The sequence below is a fragment of the Rhizobium sp. YS-1r genome (assembly GCF_000757525.1).
In the GTDB taxonomy this organism is placed as follows: domain Bacteria; phylum Pseudomonadota; class Alphaproteobacteria; order Rhizobiales; family Rhizobiaceae; genus Neorhizobium; species Neorhizobium petrolearium.
The window spans coordinates 30637-47183 of the sequence record NZ_JPYQ01000028.1 but is presented as its reverse complement, the minus strand read 5'-3'; the positions used below and the strand labels follow the sequence as shown (position 1 = coordinate 47183).

Genomic DNA, 16547 nt, shown 5'->3' with positions numbered 1-16547 from the left:
CGGGGCGATCCGCATCGCACGGGAGACCGCCCTTGCCGGCAAGCTCGTCACTTTCGGCATCACGCCGACGGAACCGGCCACGGGCTACGGCTATATCGAGATCGGTGAGGCGCTGGAAACCGGCGCCTGCAAGGTGAGGCGCTTCGTCGAGAAGCCGGCCTTGGCGGAGGCGGAGCACATGCTGGCGGCCGGCGGGTTTGCCTGGAACTCCGGCATCTTCATGTTCACCGCCGGACAGGTGCTGAAAGAGATGGCCGCCTTCGCCCCCGAGGTGGACAGGGCGGCCCGTGCCGCCGTGGCCAAGGCCTCCGGCGACCTCGACTTCACCCGCCTGGACGCGGAAGCGTTTTCGGCCAGCCCGGACATCTCGGTCGACTACGCGATCATGGAGAAGACCGCCAACGCCGCAGTCGTGCCATCCTCCTTCACCTGGTCGGACCTCGGCAGCTGGGATGCGGTCTGGAAGCTCGGCACCCGCGACGCGGCCGGCAATGTCGCCACCGGCAAGGCGACGCTGGTCAATACGAAGAATTCGCTCGTCATGTCGCGCACCAGCCATCTCGCCGTCCAGGGGCTCGATGGGGTCGCCGTCATCGCCAGCGAGGATGCCGTCTATGTCGGCCGGCTGGACGACAGCCAGAATGTCGGCGCGCTTGTCAAGCAGCTCGCCGCCGCACGGGCGACCGCCGCACTGACGGAGACCCATCCCACCTCCTATCGTCCCTGGGGCGGCTATACCTCGGTGCTCAACGGCGACCGTTTCCAGGTCAAGCGGCTGTTCGTCTCCCCCGGCAAGAAGCTTTCGCTGCAGAAGCATCACCACCGGTCCGAACACTGGATCTGCGTCAAGGGCACCGCGGAAGTGACGATCGGCGACGAGGTCAGGATCGTGCGTGAGAACGAATCCGTCTACATCCCCCAGGGCGAAGTCCACCGTCTCGCCAACCCCGGCAAGATCACCCTCGAAATGATCGAGGTCCAGACCGGTTCCTATCTCGGAGAAGACGACATCATCCGCATAACCGACGAATTCGGGAGAAGTTAGCGAATTACTGAACCGGCGACGCAATTCGATCGGTGCCGTCGTTTCCTGCATGGACGAAATTTCGGCAGTATTTCACATACGGAGCGCTGTTGGGACCGCCAAATCGCAACAGTCGGAAGTCTGGCTGAAACGCTTCGGCAGCCCCCAGTCAGACTTCCGCTTATCAGCCGCTATAGATGATTATCGCGCCTCAGAAACATGCGTCAGTCTCAAGGCAGCCGAAACGACCGCGCTGATTGGGAGACGACATCTGCATGGTGAGCGTCGAGGTCATCGTTGAACTGCAGGAACGTGGTGCAGAAGCTCGTGCTCGGGGGGCTGGTTGGGAGGAGAACCCTTTCTTGAGAATAGTGGCTCTGCTCGGGACTTTCGATCAAGCCAATCACTGGGAAGAAAAAAGGCAGGCCTGGCAGTTCGGATGGGCCATCGAAAATGCCTACCGGATCGCTTATTTCGACGATCGGGCTTCCTGAGAGGTTATTTGCCGACTATGCCACTCTGGATTCGAAGTCACTCGCTGACATGAAGGCCCGCTGCTCTGGCCGAGCTGTATAGAATCTGTCTCACAGCATTGGGCGAAATGCGATCGTTGATCCCATCGATGCAGGCTTGAAGCGCATTTTCGTACGCTTCCCCAGCTCGAACTGGCCAAGAATCAGCCACAAATTCGATCGCATCTTCCACCGAACCTATAAAGATACACCCGTTACCCTCCCGATCAAATCGGAGAGGTCGGAAGACTCTTTTGATAGAACTCGTCACATTACTGCTCCTCCATCCTATTAAATTGAAATTTGAACCGTTTGTTCCGCTCTCCACGTCTGAAAGATCGATGATGGATCTTCCTTGACGGATGATTGCCTTAATTTCTTTGTCGCTTTGTAAGGGGCTCAGCACCAAATCGAATAATATTTGTTGTCATTTTTTCGAATCGGGCGGGACATGGCCTCTGGTTCAACGCGCGTTGTCGCTCGTGGCGCTGTGGGAGCTGCTGTCGACCTGCTTTTTGATCCTCATTCAGAGGAGCATGAGAATTGTAGGGCGGTGCCGGAATTTCGGCGAACAGGCTATGGATGAGGCGGTGATCTTCACAGAGGCATATCCCTTTGAAATTGACAAGCCGGAGACGACAACGGTTATCGCGGAGACCGAAATCCATCGACATCGCATGAGACGCCCACCATGTCTTCAGTTCCGCGTCGGGCTGAAAGACGCGGGCCCAATAGTGTAGCGTCGGGTTCAGATGTCATCGACCATGATGCTGGGTGAATTTCATGGCGTCCTGCAGGTCGTCATCGGATGAGAGATATCCCCTTTAATTCATCATTCACGCGGGCGGTATGGTTCGTCATCGGCTGATCTGGCGCAGATATCCGACTTGACGATTGCGCGTGCTCATGTCTCGGCGGCCGGAGGTGAAGCGACCGACAAGAAGGTCCTCCATTGGGAAGTCTGATCTGCCCGTGACCACGATCTCCGCGATAACATCGCCGGGGCCGAAGCCGTGACCGGAAAAGTTGACGGCATGGAAGAGACCGGCCTTGTCGAGGACGGCCCCATTACCGGGAGACCATCTTCGACATAGCCTTCGCGGCCGGACCATGTGCGGATCACGGCATGGTTTTCAGCGTCGGCTAGGCTCGTCGTCCTGCACGATAGCATCCATCGGAATTCTCCAGAGGCTCTAACACATCCTCCAGCTTGTCCGACCGGGGGGAGCGCTATCGATCGAGTGCGGCCATTGACAGGTGGGGGAACAAGCTATTTTATTGCTCAGATGTCAGACCAATTTTCGCCTTATGAGTAAACTGTTGATCTCCGCGTTGCCGCCTGTCGATCGGGCCCGCCAAGTCGGCGAGGCGCTCGCCGATTACGTGGAGGGCGCTGATCTGAAGGCCGGCGACCGGTTGCCGGCCGAGCGGGAGCTGATGGCGGCGCTTGGTGTCGGACGCTCGACCATCCGCGAAGCGATGCGCCGGTTCCAGGCGCTTGGCGTCATAGAATCGCGAAAGGGAAGCGGCAATTATCTGCTGAAGCCGATCTCCAGGCGCACGATCCACATGCCGTTGTCGCTCGATACGGCCAATCTTCGCGATGCGCTGTTGCAGACACTGCAGGTGCGCAGGGGGCTTGAATGCGAGGCCGGCATGGTCGCGGCGCGCATGCGGACTTCTGCTGATCTTAAGATCATCGAAGCGCGTCTCGAGGAAATGGAGCGGGTCCATCACGCCAAAGGCGCTTCGGGGCCGGAGGATCTGGCGTTTCATCTGGCTGTCTACGATGCCACTCACAATCCGCTCTTCCGTCAGTTGCTCGAACAGATGCGCGAAACCTTCGAGCGTTTCTGGAGCCATCCGTTCGAACGTTTCGACTTCGCCCGCCGGTCCTTTCCTTACCACCGGACCCTGTTTAACGCGATTGCCGCGCAGGATCCGGAAGCGGCACGCAGCGAAACACTGAAAATCCTCAAGATCGTCGAAGAAGATATCAAGGAAATGTCCAAATGAATGACGGCTTGGAACAGTTCGAGTTCGCCTCGCTGATCACGGCCCACGACGACGGCAATTACGCCGAGGCGGTGGTTCCCCCGATCTTTCAGACGTCGCTCTTCACCTTCTCCGATTTCGACGACATGATCTCGGCCTATCGCGGCGAAAAAGTGCGGCCGATCTATACGCGCGGGCTCAATCCGACCGTGCGCGCATTCGAGGAGATGCTTGCAAAGCTCGAGGGTGCGGAAGATGCGCTCGGTTTTGCAAGCGGCATGGCGGCGATCTCGTCCGCTATAATCAGCTTCGTTGAGCCAGGCGACCGGATCGTTGCCGTCAAACACGTCTATCCCGATGCATTCCGGCTGTTCGGCACGATCCTCAAACGAATGAAGGTGGAGGTGACCTACGTCGACGGCCGTGATGAGGAAGCGGTTGCCAAGGTCCTGCCGGGCGCGAAGGTCTTTTACATGGAAAGCCCGACAAGCTGGGTGATGGAAGCTCACAATGTCGGTTCGCTTGCCGAGCTCGCAAGGAAGCACGGCGTGGTTTCGATGATCGACAACAGCTGGGCAAGTCCGTTCTTCCAGCGGCCGATCACGCTCGGCGTCGATCTCGTCATTCATTCGGCCTCGAAATATCTCGGCGGGCACAGCGATGTCGTCGCGGGCGTCGTCGCAGGCTCCAAGGAGATGATCGCAAGGCTAAAGGCCGAGGCCTATCCCTATCTGGGTGGCAAGCTTTCGCCCTTCGATGCGTGGCTCCTGATCCGCGGGCTTCGGACGCTGCCGCTTCGCATGAAGGCGCATGAGGCAGCTGCACTCACCATTGCCCGCCGTCTTCATGAACTCGACGTGGTGGCGCAGGTGTGTCATCCGGGTCTGGCGAACCGCCTTCCGGTAGGTCTCAACGGCACCTCGGGTCTGTTCTCGTTCATCTTCCGCGAGGGCGTCGATATCCGCGCCTTCGCCGACCATCTCAAGCTCTTCAAGCTCGGCGTCAGCTGGGGCGGCCACGAAAGCCTGATCGTCCCGGGCGAAGTGGTGCTGCAGCAGAAGGCCCAGCCGAATTCCGCGCATGCCTTCGGCATCCATGCGCGGTCCGTGCGCCTCCATGTCGGCCTCGAGGGAACAGAGGCCCTGTGGAGCGATCTTCAGGAGGCGATTGCCGTCGCCTCCTAAAGCATCAACCGATAACAACTGGGAGAACGACAATGAAAACACTCGTAACAACTGCGCTTTTCGCGACGTTGATGGCAGGCAGCGCGATGGCCGATACAACCCTTAAGTTGGTCGAGGTGATCACCAGCCCGGAACGCACCGAGACGCTGAAATCGATCGTCGGCAAGTTCGAGGCCGCCAATCCGGGCGCCAAGGTCGAGATCATCTCGCTGCCTTGGAACGAAGCCTTCCAGAAGTTCGCGACCATGGTATCGGCAGGCGATACGCCGGACGTGATGGAGATGCCGGATACGTGGCTGTCGCTTTACGCCAACAACGGCATGCTCGAAAGCCTCGAGCCCTATCTGGCAAAATGGGAGCACACCAAGGAGCTGACGCCGAGGGCGCTCGAACTCGGCCGCGATGTCAACAAGACTGCCTATATGCTGCCCTACGGCTTTTATCTGCGGGCCATGTTCTACAATAAGAAGCTGCTTTCCGATGCCGGTGTTACAACGCCGCCGAAGACGATGGACGAGTTCGCCAAGGCCTCCGAAGCGGTCTCCAAGCTGCCGGGCAAATACGGCTACTGCATGCGCGGCGGCCCGGGCGGCCTGAACGGCTGGATGATCTTCGCCGCCTCGATGGCCGGCGACAACACATACTTCAAAGAGGACGGTACCTCGACTATGAACAGCGAGGGCTGGACAAAGGGCATCGAGTGGATGGTCGATCTCTACAGACAAGGCTATGCGCCAAAGGACAGCGTCAACTGGGGCTTCAACGAAGTGGTCGCTGGCTTTTATTCCGGAACCTGCGCTTTCCTTGACCAGGATCCGGACGCGCTGATTGCGATTGCCGAGCGCATGAAGAAGGAGGATTTCGGGGTCATTCCGCTGCCGAAGGGGCCGGACGGCAAATCCTTTCCGACGATCGGCTATGCCGGCTGGTCGATGTTCTCGACGACCAAGAACAAGGATTTGTCCTGGAAGCTGATCGCAACGCTTGAAGGCAAGGAAGGCAATCTCGAATGGAACAAGAAGATCGGCGCCCTGCCGGCCTATACGTCCGCGGAAAAGGACCCATTTTACGCCGGTGATCAGTTCAAGGGCTGGTTCGAGGAACTCGCCGATCCGGACACGGTCCCGACCGTAATGCCGACCTATCTCGAGGAATTCGCCTTCTTCAAGGATTCGCTCGCAATCAAGACGTCCCAGCAGGCGCTTTTAGGCGACATCACCCCAAAACAGCTGGCCGATCAATGGGCAGAATATCTGACCAAGGCGCAGCAGAAGCACCTTAAGAAATGAGACGAACTGGGAGACCGGCAGCGTCAACGACGGCCGGTCTTCCGCCAGATCAAGACGGCGAAAAGCCGCGAAGGGGAAATCCTGTCCATGATGATTGCTGTCGGCACCAGGAACGGACATCCCGTCCGAAAGCCATGGTTGACGCGTTTGGCTGATGCCTCGGAGCCCTATCTCTACAGCGCCCCGTCGCTGATCCTCATCGTCGCGGTCATGCTGGTGCCGCTGGTCATCGGCATCTCCTACGCCTTCAGGGATATCCAGCTCCTCAACCCCTTCTCGGGAGGGTTCATCGGCATCGAGCATTTCCGCGCGCTTTCCCATGATGCGGCCTTTTACGGGGCATTGAAGAACACGCTTTGGTGGACGGGCGCTTCCGTCCTCCTGCAGTTTTTCTTCGGGCTCATCCTCGCCCTGCTATTGGACAAGCCGTTCTGGGGCAGGGGCCTCGTCCAGGCGCTGGTCTTCCTGCCCTGGGCGGTTCCCTCCTTCCTCGCCGGTCTCAACTGGGCCTGGCTCTTCAATCCGGTGATCGGACCGATACCGCACTGGCTTTTCGGGCTCGACGTGATGTCCCAGCCAGGCAACATCCTTTCTGATCCGCAATATGCGATGTGGGGGCCGATCGTTGCGAATGTCTGGTGGGGCATTCCATTTTTCGCCATCACCCTGCTTGCCGCGCTCCAAGCAATCCCACGCGATCTTTATGAAGCCGCATCGATCGACGGCGCCAACTGGTTCCAACGGTTCTTTTCGATCACCCTGCCGTTCCTTGCACCGACGATCGCCATCACCGTATTGCTTCGCACGGTGTGGATCTCCAATTTTGCGGACCTGATCGTCGTGATGACCGGTGGTGGGCCCGCCGATCGGACCCAGATCGTCGCAAGCTATATCTTCACCCAGGCCTTCAAGGCGCTCGATTTCGGCTACGCATCGGCGATCGCGCTCGTGCTGCTCGTTCTTTTGCTCGCCTATTCGATGATCATCATCCTGCTGCGGCAGACTTTGCTGAACAAGGATTGAACCCATGAAGCAATCCCTTCTGCTGATCGTCGCGCATCGCCTCGCGATCCTCTGCTACATCGTCTTTGCGCTTTTCCCGCTGTTCTGGCTGCTGAAAGTATCGGTGACGCCGAACGATCTTCTCTATTCCGAGGGCGTGCGGATGTGGCCCTCGCGCGCGACATTCGACCATTATTCCTTTGTGCTGCGGCACAGTGCCTTTCCGACCTTCTTCAAGAACAGCCTGATCGTATCGGGATCGACTGCCGTGCTCGTGACGGTCTGCGCGTCGCTTTCGGGTTATGCGCTCTCCCGCTTCAGCTTTCGGGCGAAATACTGGATCGTCGCGCTGATGTTGCTGACCCAGATGTTTCCGCTGGTCATGCTGGTCGCGCCGATCTTCAAGATTCTGTCGCCGCTCGGCCTCACCAACAGCCTGACAGGACTGGTGGTGGTCTACACCGCGTTCAACGTGCCCTTTGCCACCTTCCTGATGCAGTCTTTCTTCGACGGCATCCCGAAGGAACTGGAGGAGGCGGCGATGATCGACGGGGCGACGAAGTTTACGGCCTTTCGGCAGATCATCCTGCCGCTTACGCTGCCCGGCATCGCCGCGACGCTCGGCTTCGTCTTCACTGCCGCCTGGAGCGAACTGCTTTTCGCGTTGATGCTGATCAACGGCAACAACGCGGCCACCTTCCCGGTCGGGCTCCTGACCTTCGTTTCGAAGTTCTCAGTCGACTTCGGTCAGATGATGGCTGCCGGCGTGCTGGCTCTCATCCCGGCCGGACTCTTCTTCCTTCTCATTCAGCGTTACCTCGTCCAGGGCCTGACGGCCGGCGCGGTCAAAGGGTAGTCAAATGGCATCCATTGAGATCGAAAAACTCGAAAAGTCCTACGGCCATGTCTCCGTGCTGCATGGCATCGACCTCGATATCCGCGACGGGGAGTTTGTCGTGCTGGTTGGCCCGTCGGGCTGCGGGAAGTCGACGCTGCTCAGAATGATCGCGGGGCTGGAGGACGTCAGCAGGGGCGAGATCCGCATTGCCGGCAACCGCGTCAACGACCTGCATCCGAAGGACAGGGACATTGCCATGGTGTTCCAGTCCTACGCGCTTTATCCGCATATGAATGTTGCGGGAAACATGAGCTACAGCCTGCGCCTGCGCAAGGCGACGAAGGAGAAGATCGGTGCGGCCGTTGCCGGCGCTGCCGCAAAGCTCGGCCTGGAGCCACTCCTCGAACGGCGGCCGAAAGCGCTCTCTGGCGGGCAGCGCCAGCGCGTCGCGATGGGTCGCGCTATCGTTCGCCAGCCGAAAGCCTTTCTGTTCGACGAGCCTTTGTCCAACCTCGATGCCCGGCTGCGCGAGCAGATGCGCGCCGAAATCAAGAAGATGCATTCCGACCTTAAGGCGACCTCGATCTATGTGACCCATGATCAGATCGAGGCGATGACGCTCGCGGACCGCATCGTGGCCATGCATGGCGGTGTGGTGCAGCAGGTAGGCAGCCCTCTGGAGCTTTACGATCGCCCCGCGAACCTTTTCGTCGCCGGTTTTATAGGCTCGCCTGGAATGAATTTTCTCGACGTAACCTATCGCGGTGGCGCGCTCAGACTGAAGGACGGAAGCCGCGTTGCCGACAGCCCGCCTGTCGCTGTTCAGGAAGGAAGTGACCTAACGCTTGGCATTCGACCCGAGCACCTGACGATCACGACCGATAGCGGTGGCATATCGGCCGAGGTCGAGCTGGTGGAGCCGACTGGCTTTGGCATCATCGTGCATCTGACGTTGCACGGAATGCCGGTGAAGGTGTTCACGCTGGACCGACAAGCACTGGCAATCGGCGGGGAAATCAAAGTGTCTTTCCCGGTCCAGCACATTCATCTGTTCAACGATCAAGGTAGCCGGATCGGATAGCTGTCCGAGCGATGTTCCACGTCGAAAAGCGACTGCCGGAAGGTCCGGCTGGCTACTCTAGGGGAATTCCGGCAGCCTCAGCCAACCAAAGGTACACTCCAAACCTGAGACGGGTAGCGATCCACCCACGCGCCCGCGGCCCCGGTCGGGTCATGCTACGCTGGCTTCATGCCTGGTGCGAACCCAATCCGGCAGCCAGTCGCCATGGGCGGCCAGAAGATCGTCGACCAGGGACCAGATCTGATCGAGATCGAGTTCGGCCGCTGTATGGGGATCCATCATCGCCGCATGATAGATGTGCTCGCGGTTTTGCGTCATCAGCGCTTGCACCGTCAGTTCCTGCACGCTGATATTGGTGCGCATCAGCGCCGTTAGCTGCGGCGGCAGTTCACCGACATAGGTCGGCTGGATGCCGGAGGCGTCGACAAGACAGGGAACTTCCGCCGCGCAGTTTGCCGGTAGGGAGGTAATACAGCCGTTGTTGCGCACATTGCCGTAGATCACCGAGGGTTCGCCGGTCCAGACGGAGTTGATGATCGAGGAAGCGTATTCTTTCGAAGGGTTGACCTCGATTTTATCGGCACTTCGATAGGCCGCGGCCTGATCTTTCCAGCGCTCTATCTGCTCTATGCAGCGTTTCGGATATTCATCGAGCGGTATGCCGAACCTTTCAATGAGGTCGTCGCGTCCCTCCTTGATGAAATAGGGGGTGTATTCCGCGAAATGTTCCGAACTTTCCGTGACGAAATAGCCGAGCCGCGTCAGCATCTCGTAGCGAACCTTGTTCGGGCAGCGCGGGTTCCAGCCGGGCTTTGGCGCCCTGCCTTCGCGATAGGCTCGAAGTAGCTCGGGATAGAGGTTCTTGTAGGAACCGTCGGACTGCCGATGCTCGAACGTCAGGAAGAAGGCCATGTGGTTGATGCCGGCCGATCTATAGCGGATCTCTTCGTAGGGGATGTCGAGGTCATGCGCGAGCTCCATTGCGGTCCCCTGAACCGAATGGCACAGGCCGACCTGCTTGATGTCCGGATATTTTTCCGCGATCGCCCAGGTGTTGATCGCCATCGGGTTCACGTATTGCAGCATGATCGCGTTCGGGCAGACGACGCGCATGTCCTCGCAGATCCGCCACAGATGCGGCACGGTGCGAAGCCCGCGCATAATGCCACCCACACCAAGCGTATCGGCAATGGTCTGCCGCAGCCCATATTTCTTCGGCACTTCGAAATCGGTGACCGTGCAGGGTTCGTAACCGCCGATCTGGAATGCGACGACGACGAAATCGGCGCCGGCCAGCGCCGTCTTCTGGTCAGAATAGGTCTCTGCCGTCGCTTTGACACCCAGCGTCGAGATCAGCTTGTTGACGACAATTGCGCTCTCCTCGAGCCGCTGTGGATTGATATCCATGAGTGCGATGGTCGCGCCCGAGAGGGCGGGTCGCTGCAGAACGTCGCCGATGATGTTTTTCATGAAGACCGTCGAGCCGGCTCCGATGAAGGCGATCTTGGGATAAGCTGCCATGTATACCTCCGGTATCGGCATTTAGGCGACCTCGAAAGCGGCCCTGACGAGCCGTTTCGTATAGGCGGTCTTGGGATGGGTGAGAATGTCGTCGACAGGCCCTTCTTCGACGATCTTGCCCTGCTGCATGACGATCACACGATGGCAGAGGGCCCGCACGACCTTAAGATCGTGCGAGATGAAAACGTAGCTCAAGCCGCGTTCGTCCTGCAGCTTGCGCAACAGCTCGATGATTTGAGCCTGGACGGAAAGATCGAGCGCCGATGTCGGCTCGTCGAGCAGGATAAACTCGGGTTCCAGTGCAATCGCGCGGGCAATTGCAATGCGCTGGCGTTGCCCGCCGGAGAATTCATGGGGGAAGCGAGACAGAATATTTCCCGGCATGCCGGCGGCTGAAAGGGCCGCGTGTACACGTTCGAGGCGCTCAGCCTTGGTTGCTCCGAGCCCGTTGATAAACAGGCCCTCGTCGATGATCTGGCCGATCGTCATGCGTGGGTTGAGCGAGGCGAAGGGATCCTGAAAGACGATCTGCATGCGCGCGCGCAACGGCCGCATTTGCGCCCTGGAACGGTTTTGGATCGACATGCCGTCAAACGTGATCTTTCCGCCATCGGGCGTGTTGAGTCGCACCAGTGCCTGACCGAAGGTCGTCTTGCCTGAGCCGGATTCGCCGACGAGGCCGAGCGTTTCATGCCGCCTAAGCGTAAGGTCAAGGCTGTCGACGGCCACCAGTTCGCGAAGATCGGGTTTAAAGAAGCCTCCGTGACGCAGCATGAAGGACACGCGAACGCTTCTGGCCTCCAGTATGACATCCGAGCCCTTCGGCAGCGGATTGGCTTGTCCGCGGGGCTCCGAGGCAAGCAGTTGCTTCGTATAAGGATGCTGAGGATCGGCGAAGAGCTGCTCTGTCAGATTGTGTTCACGCATTTCGCCATGCTGCATCACATAGACGTAGTCGGAGAACTTGCGCACGATCGTCAAATCGTGAGTGATGAGGATGACCGCCATCTGCATCTTTTTCTGGAGATCGCGGATGAGATTGAGGATTTGCGCCTGCACTGTCACGTCGAGAGCAGTGGTCGGCTCGTCGGCAATCAGCACGTCCGGTTCGTTCGCAAGCGCCATGGCGATCCCTACGCGTTGCCGCTGACCGCCTGAAAGCTGATGAGGATATTGCTTCAGGCGCGCCTCTGGATCGGGGATCTGGACCTCATTCAGAAGCTCCAGCGCACGGGCTTCCGCCCGCTTCCGGCCGATTCTGCGGTGAACCCGGATTGCCTCCACGATCTGGCTGCCGATGGTATAGATCGGATTGAGTGAACTCATCGGTTCCTGAAAGATCATCGAGATGCGATTGCCGCGCAGCTTGCGGCGGGCCTTTTCGGAAAACTTCAGGACATCGTTGCCGTCATAGTTGACGATCGAGTTCGGTGAGACGAGAGCACGCTTGGACAAGAGGCCCATGACCGTGCGTGCGGTCACCGACTTGCCCGAGCCCGATTCCCCGACAATCGCGACCGTTTCGCCGCGGTAGAGCTGGAAGGAAATGTCGTTGACTGCCTGGATGGTGCCATGCTCGACCTTGAAGCTTACGGCGACATTGCGCGCGTCTATTACGGGAAGGCCGGTGTGGCGGCCATGATCGTGCCGGACCGGCGGGGCGAAAGTCGGGACGAGAGAAAGAGCCATCTTCATCACCTCAATAGGGATCGACCGCGTCGCGCAGGCCGTCGCCCAATGCGTTGAAGGCAAAGACGGTCACCAACACGAAAAAGACCGGCGAGAGAATCCAGGGATAGCTTCCAATCACGGAGTAATTGGCTGTGTCCTGCAGCATCAAGCCCCAGGAGATCAGCGGCGGCTTGACCGCGAAGCCGAGAAAACCGAGGAAGGATTCCAGAAGAACCACGCTTGGGATATGCAATGTCACGGCAACGATGACATGGCTCATAACGTTGGGAAGGATGTGCTGAAAGATGATGCGCCGGTCGGTAGCGCCGACTGCGATTGCCGCGCGCACGTAATCGATGCGGGCCAGCGCCATGGTCTTGCCCCGCACTTCGCGCGACATCTGTGCCCAGCCGAGGGCCGACATCACGATGATGACGAAGCCGAGGAAGACATTGGTTGGCGCGGTGATGGGAATGAGCGAAGTGAGAGCAAGGTAGAGCGGCAATTGGGGAAAGGCGAGAACCAGTTCAACGAAGCGTTGGATCCAGACATCGAAGCTGCCGCCGAAATAGCCGGAAATCAGGCCGACGCTCGTGCCGATGATGGTGACGATCGCAACGACTGTAAGCGCGATCATCAGCGAAATTCGCGAACCGATAAGCGCCCGTGACAGGACATCGCGCCCGAACTTGTCGGTGCCAAGCAAATGCACCGGCTCCCCGTCCGTCGTGCCGAGGAAGTGCCGATCCGTAGGAATGATGCCGAAGAGCTTGTAATCCCAACCCTTTACGAAGAAGCCGAGATAATGCGGATTGTCGTAATCGGGCCCGACGATCGGCTGGAAGGTGATCGGATCGAGCTCGTCGGATTCGGCAAGCGCGTACACCCGGGGCGGAAAGGAAAGATTGCCGTCCTTGTCATGAAAGCTGATCATCTGCGGCGGTGCGAATCCGACATTGGTCGCCTTCGGGTCCATCGGCGCGAAGAAATCGGCGAAGACGGCCATCATGATCAACAGGGCGACGAGTATGAACCCCATCATACCTGTCCAGGATCGCTTCAGACGACGCCAGACGAGCGCAGTATAGCTTTCGTTGTGTTCCGGCGTATTTGGGGTGACTTCTTCTTGCGACGATGGCGGTGCGGAGATAAAGGCGAACATATCAGGCTCCCGCGAACTGACGGACCCGCGGATCCAGGATGGCAAGCAGCATATCGGCGATGATGTTGCCGATGATGAGGGTGGCCGACAGCACCATCATAAAGGTCGCCGTGACATAGACATCGCCGATCGCCATGGAGCCAACAATGGCCGGGCCCACCGTTGGCAGCGCAAAAATGATCGCCGTCTCGATCTCCCCGGTCAGCATGTATGGAAGGACCACGCCCTGGTACATGACGAGTGGATGAAGCGCGTTGGGCACGGCGTGCTTCATGACCACGGCACCTGCGGACAAGCCTTTCGCCCGGGCCGTTTCGACATATTGGGCGTTCAGGGTATCGAGCAGATTCCCGCGCATGACGCGCATGTTGTAGGCCAGCCCGCCAAAGGTGGCGATCGCCACGACCGGCCAGACATGGCTGACGAGATCGACGAATTTCGCCAAGGACCATGGCGCCCCGCCATATTGCGGGGAAAAGAAACTGCCGATTTCGGAGACGTTGAACTGGAAGACAAGCAGATAGACGATGATCAGCGCCATCAAAAAGCGCGGCACCGTCATGCCAAGAAAAGCCACTCCAGACAGCAGGTTGTCGACCCAGGTATATTGCCGTGTCGCAGCCCAGATGCCGAAGCCGATGCCCAATAGCGACGCCAGCAGGTGGCAGACCAGCGCCAATGCGAGCGTGCGCGGCAACCGTTCGCCGACGACATCTGCGACAGGCTTGTTGTAATACATGCTGTGGCCAAAGTCGCCTTCGGTAACGATGCCTTTGATCCAATTGAGATACTGAATGATGATTGGTTTATCGAGGCCATGCTCGGCACGGTAGGCCTGGGCTTGCGCTTCGGCCTGCGCGTAAGAGGCGCCACTTTGATTTATGAGCTGGGAGCGGATGTAATCGGCATAGTCACCCGGCGGTGCCTGGATGATCGCAAATGTCACCACGCTCAGGATGAAGAGAACGGGGATGGCGGAGACTATACGCACCAGCAGGAATCGTAGCATGAGAGGGGCCGCTTCACCTGGCAGCCGAATGTCCGTGACTGCTTTGTTGGTTCCGCCGGCCGCGCGTCACGACGCGCGGCCGGATTTGCGTCACTGGGAGGAGGGGAGGCGTTAGTTCGTCGGGCCCTTGTCACCGGGTTTTCCAGGCAGCTGTTCGGGGAAAAGCTCGTATTTGCCTTGGCTCTCGGCCGCGACCCAGAGCCGTTCGCGAATGACGGAGTCTTCGGCCCAGTTGAACATGAAGATCGGCGTGCCTTGCGGCACGTTCGAGAAGCGCTTGTTGATGATCAGAGCGCCTGGATATTCCGTCAGACCGACCGTATCGACATGGCGCGTCGCCGTCTTTTGATACTGCTTCATCAGGCTGACGCGCTCATCGTTGTTTTGGCTCGTCTGGAACTTGGCGATAAGGCTCACAAGCTCCTTTTCATAAGGCAGCAGATCGACGCTACCATCTTCGCCTGCGCGGTGATGCCAGCTCGTGCGGGGGCCGACGGGGGCGAGCTGTTCGGTGTTTTGAACAACCGAAGCGAGTTCCGGCGTGCTTCGTTGAATCAACCAGTCGAAACGTCCGCTATAATGCGCATCGTCGCGCTTGGGGCCGTCGAGGGCATTGAGGATGACCTTGATGCCGGCCTTTTCCATCTGACCGATCACGCCTTCTGCAAGGCTCTTATCAGTGGCATAGCCATTATTCACGAGAAGCACGATTTCGAGGTTCTTGCCGCCTGCCGTGCCGGACGGGAAGTTTAAGATCCCATCTCCGTCCGTATCCTTGAGCCCAACCTTGGCGAGCCGTGCCTTGGCGCCCTCGAGGTCATAAGGGTAATAGACGGTGGAGTTGCGGTCGTAGAAGCTGGTGCCGGAGGAAATGCCGCCCGCATAGATGGCAGTGAAAGGACCCTTAACGAGGGAATCACCGATCGCCTTGCGATCAATCGCCATGGTGATCGCCTTTCGGAAGTCCTCGTTGCGATTGAGTTCGCGGATTGCCTGTCCACGTGCATCCGGACTTCCCCAGCCGTTGCCGGAGAGGTTCATACGCAGATTATAGCCGATCAGCCGTGGTCCGAAGGCGAGACGGGCGGGGGCAGTCTTCTCGGCCGCCCGTTTGAGCGAGGCGACGAAATTTTCTGGCTGTTCCAGATTGGAGAAGTCTGCGGAGCCGGCGACCGCCTGCATGTCGCGATCTGCCCACGTCGACAGCTTGTAGTGGAGTTCGTTTAGATAGGGCAGCTGATTTCCCTTTTCGTCCACCTTCCAATAATAGGGATTGCGCCGCATGACGATGATATCGTCGGGACGATATTCGACCGGTACCCATGCGCCCATCACCGGCATGTTCAAAAACTCGGGCGGGAAGGCGTTCTTGAACTGCTCGTAGGTATTCTTCGAATATTTCGGATGCTGCGGCTTGAGGATATGCGACGGCCCCGGGCAGAAGTTCGGATAGGCCATCGTGTAGAGATACTGTTTCGGAAAGGCCTCTTTGAAAGTCCATTCGACGGTATAGGCGTCGATTTTGCGGAGTGTTGTCCCTGTGCCGAATGCTTCCGGGGAGGCGCCTCCGCCAAGCGGCGAGACGTTCGGATCGATGACCTCATCCTCCCAATAGAACATGAGGTCATCAGCATCGAAGGGATCGCCATCCGACCATTTGGCGTTTTCAATCAGGTGCATGGTCAGCTTATGGCCATCAGCCGACCATTCCCAGCCTTTGGCGAGGTTTGGTAGGGGTTCGGTATCTTTCGCCTCGACCTGAAACAGGGGAGCCGTGCGGGTCAGGCACTCGGAGAGCCCGATATCGATCCCACCCCAGCCCTGGGTCTGGCCTGCGCCATAGTTCCATCCCTCGGGGCGTCCGCCGATGACGTGGCGCAGCGCATCGCCATAGACGCCGATGCCGTCGGGCATGTTATCCGTCTTGAAGACCAGCGGTTCCTTCGGCAAGCGATCCTTGACCGGCGGCAGCTTTCCGGCGGGGACGAATTTCGTCGTCACCCATTCTGGTTCGTGATACTCGGGGAGCGCCTTGAACTCCAAAATGGAGTCCCGTGACACATGCTTGATCTTGCCTTCTGCCGGAAATTGCGGCGGGACCGGCGGTGCCGTCGGTTCGGACGCATGCGCGCCCATCGCCACGGCTGAAACACCTAATGCCAAGCCGGCCAGACTGCCGATGTTTCGCAAACTGCTCATCGTCTCTCCCTCTTTTGCCGGAGCGCCAGTGGCTGCTCCATCTTCTCCGTACGATCGTGG

General features: G+C 58.9%; 13 protein-coding genes. 8 read left to right on the top strand and 5 right to left on the bottom strand.

What is annotated here, in order from left to right; all coding sequences use genetic code 11:
- The 8 genes from JL39_RS19645 to ugpC all read left to right on the top strand — a co-directional run.
- Window positions 1-1045: mannose-1-phosphate guanylyltransferase/mannose-6-phosphate isomerase (locus JL39_RS19645; protein ID WP_037154513.1), on the top strand; the 1045-nt coding region annotated here is incomplete at its 5' end.
- A 254-nt stretch (window positions 1046-1299) separates the two neighbouring features.
- Window positions 1300-1518, top strand: a complete 219-nt coding sequence (locus tag JL39_RS19640) for a CrpP-related protein (RefSeq protein WP_037154511.1) — start codon at window positions 1300-1302, stop codon at window positions 1516-1518.
- Window positions 1519-2844: 1326 nt separating this feature from the next.
- Window positions 2845-3552 (top strand): FadR/GntR family transcriptional regulator, encoded by a 708-nt coding sequence (locus tag JL39_RS19625; protein ID WP_037154504.1) that lies wholly within the window; start codon window positions 2845-2847, stop codon window positions 3550-3552.
- Entirely contained in the window at window positions 3549-4715 is a 1167-nt protein-coding gene (locus JL39_RS19620) for a PLP-dependent transferase (RefSeq protein WP_037154501.1), read from the top strand. Before JL39_RS19625 ends, JL39_RS19620 begins: the two co-directional genes overlap by 4 nt.
- A gap of 32 nt (window positions 4716-4747) precedes the next feature.
- On the top strand, window positions 4748-6004 hold the full coding sequence (locus tag JL39_RS19615) for a sugar ABC transporter substrate-binding protein (protein ID WP_037154500.1): 1257 nt from the start codon (window positions 4748-4750) through the stop codon (window positions 6002-6004).
- Between the two features lie 87 nt (window positions 6005-6091).
- Window positions 6092-7027 carry a sugar ABC transporter permease gene (locus JL39_RS19610; RefSeq protein ID WP_037154498.1) on the top strand — a complete coding sequence of 312 codons (936 nt, stop codon included), beginning with the start codon at window positions 6092-6094 and terminating at the stop codon, window positions 7025-7027.
- A 4-nt stretch (window positions 7028-7031) separates the two neighbouring features.
- Window positions 7032-7862, top strand: a complete 831-nt coding sequence (locus JL39_RS19605; RefSeq protein WP_037154495.1) for a carbohydrate ABC transporter permease — start codon at window positions 7032-7034, stop codon at window positions 7860-7862.
- Window positions 7863-7866: 4 nt separating this feature from the next.
- Window positions 7867-8925 carry a sn-glycerol-3-phosphate ABC transporter ATP-binding protein UgpC gene (gene ugpC, locus JL39_RS19600; protein ID WP_037154494.1) on the top strand — a complete coding sequence of 353 codons (1059 nt, stop codon included), beginning with the start codon at window positions 7867-7869 and terminating at the stop codon, window positions 8923-8925.
- A 150-nt stretch (window positions 8926-9075) separates the two neighbouring features.
- Here the strand turns inward: ugpC and JL39_RS19595 are convergent, their stop codons facing one another.
- The 5 genes from JL39_RS19595 to JL39_RS19575 form a co-directional block, all read right to left on the bottom strand.
- Window positions 9076-10446, bottom strand: a complete 1371-nt coding sequence (locus JL39_RS19595) for an alpha-glucosidase/alpha-galactosidase (protein ID WP_037154493.1) — start codon at window positions 10444-10446, stop codon at window positions 9076-9078.
- A 21-nt stretch (window positions 10447-10467) separates the two neighbouring features.
- A complete protein-coding gene (locus JL39_RS19590) occupies window positions 10468-12135 on the bottom strand; it encodes an ABC transporter ATP-binding protein (RefSeq protein WP_037154536.1) in 1668 nt (555 codons plus the stop codon).
- 10 nt (window positions 12136-12145) lie between these two features.
- On the bottom strand, window positions 12146-13279 hold the full coding sequence (locus JL39_RS19585) for an ABC transporter permease (protein WP_037154490.1): 1134 nt from the start codon (window positions 13277-13279) through the stop codon (window positions 12146-12148).
- Window position 13280: 1 nt separating this feature from the next.
- On the bottom strand, window positions 13281-14288 hold the full coding sequence (locus tag JL39_RS19580; RefSeq protein ID WP_037154487.1) for an ABC transporter permease: 1008 nt from the start codon (window positions 14286-14288) through the stop codon (window positions 13281-13283).
- A gap of 111 nt (window positions 14289-14399) precedes the next feature.
- Window positions 14400-16487: an ABC transporter substrate-binding protein gene (locus JL39_RS19575; protein ID WP_037154484.1), complete on the bottom strand. Its 2088-nt coding sequence runs from the start codon at window positions 16485-16487 to the stop codon at window positions 14400-14402.
- Between the last annotated feature and the right edge of the window lie 60 nt (window positions 16488-16547).

Bases quoted from the DNA above. Each gene is read 5' to 3' on its own strand.
- JL39_RS19580 (WP_037154487.1), bottom strand. From the start codon at position 14,288: ATGCTACGATTCCTGCTGGTGCGTATAGTCTCCGCCATCCCCGTTCTC.
- JL39_RS19595 (WP_037154493.1), bottom strand. From the start codon at position 10,446: ATGGCAGCTTATCCCAAGATCGCCTTCATCGGAGCCGGCTCGACGGTC.
- JL39_RS19620 (WP_037154501.1), top strand. From the start codon at position 3,549: ATGAATGACGGCTTGGAACAGTTCGAGTTCGCCTCGCTGATCACGGCC.
- JL39_RS19590 (WP_037154536.1), bottom strand. From the start codon at position 12,135: ATGGCTCTTTCTCTCGTCCCGACTTTCGCCCCGCCGGTCCGGCACGAT.
- JL39_RS19640 (WP_037154511.1), top strand. From the start codon at position 1,300: ATGGTGAGCGTCGAGGTCATCGTTGAACTGCAGGAACGTGGTGCAGAA.
- JL39_RS19605 (WP_037154495.1), top strand. From the start codon at position 7,032: ATGAAGCAATCCCTTCTGCTGATCGTCGCGCATCGCCTCGCGATCCTC.
- JL39_RS19615 (WP_037154500.1), top strand. From the start codon at position 4,748: ATGAAAACACTCGTAACAACTGCGCTTTTCGCGACGTTGATGGCAGGC.
- ugpC (WP_037154494.1), top strand. From the start codon at position 7,867: ATGGCATCCATTGAGATCGAAAAACTCGAAAAGTCCTACGGCCATGTC.
- JL39_RS19625 (WP_037154504.1), top strand. From the start codon at position 2,845: ATGAGTAAACTGTTGATCTCCGCGTTGCCGCCTGTCGATCGGGCCCGC.
- JL39_RS19610 (WP_037154498.1), top strand. From the start codon at position 6,092: ATGATGATTGCTGTCGGCACCAGGAACGGACATCCCGTCCGAAAGCCA.
- JL39_RS19585 (WP_037154490.1), bottom strand. From the start codon at position 13,279: ATGTTCGCCTTTATCTCCGCACCGCCATCGTCGCAAGAAGAAGTCACC.
- JL39_RS19575 (WP_037154484.1), bottom strand. From the start codon at position 16,487: ATGAGCAGTTTGCGAAACATCGGCAGTCTGGCCGGCTTGGCATTAGGT.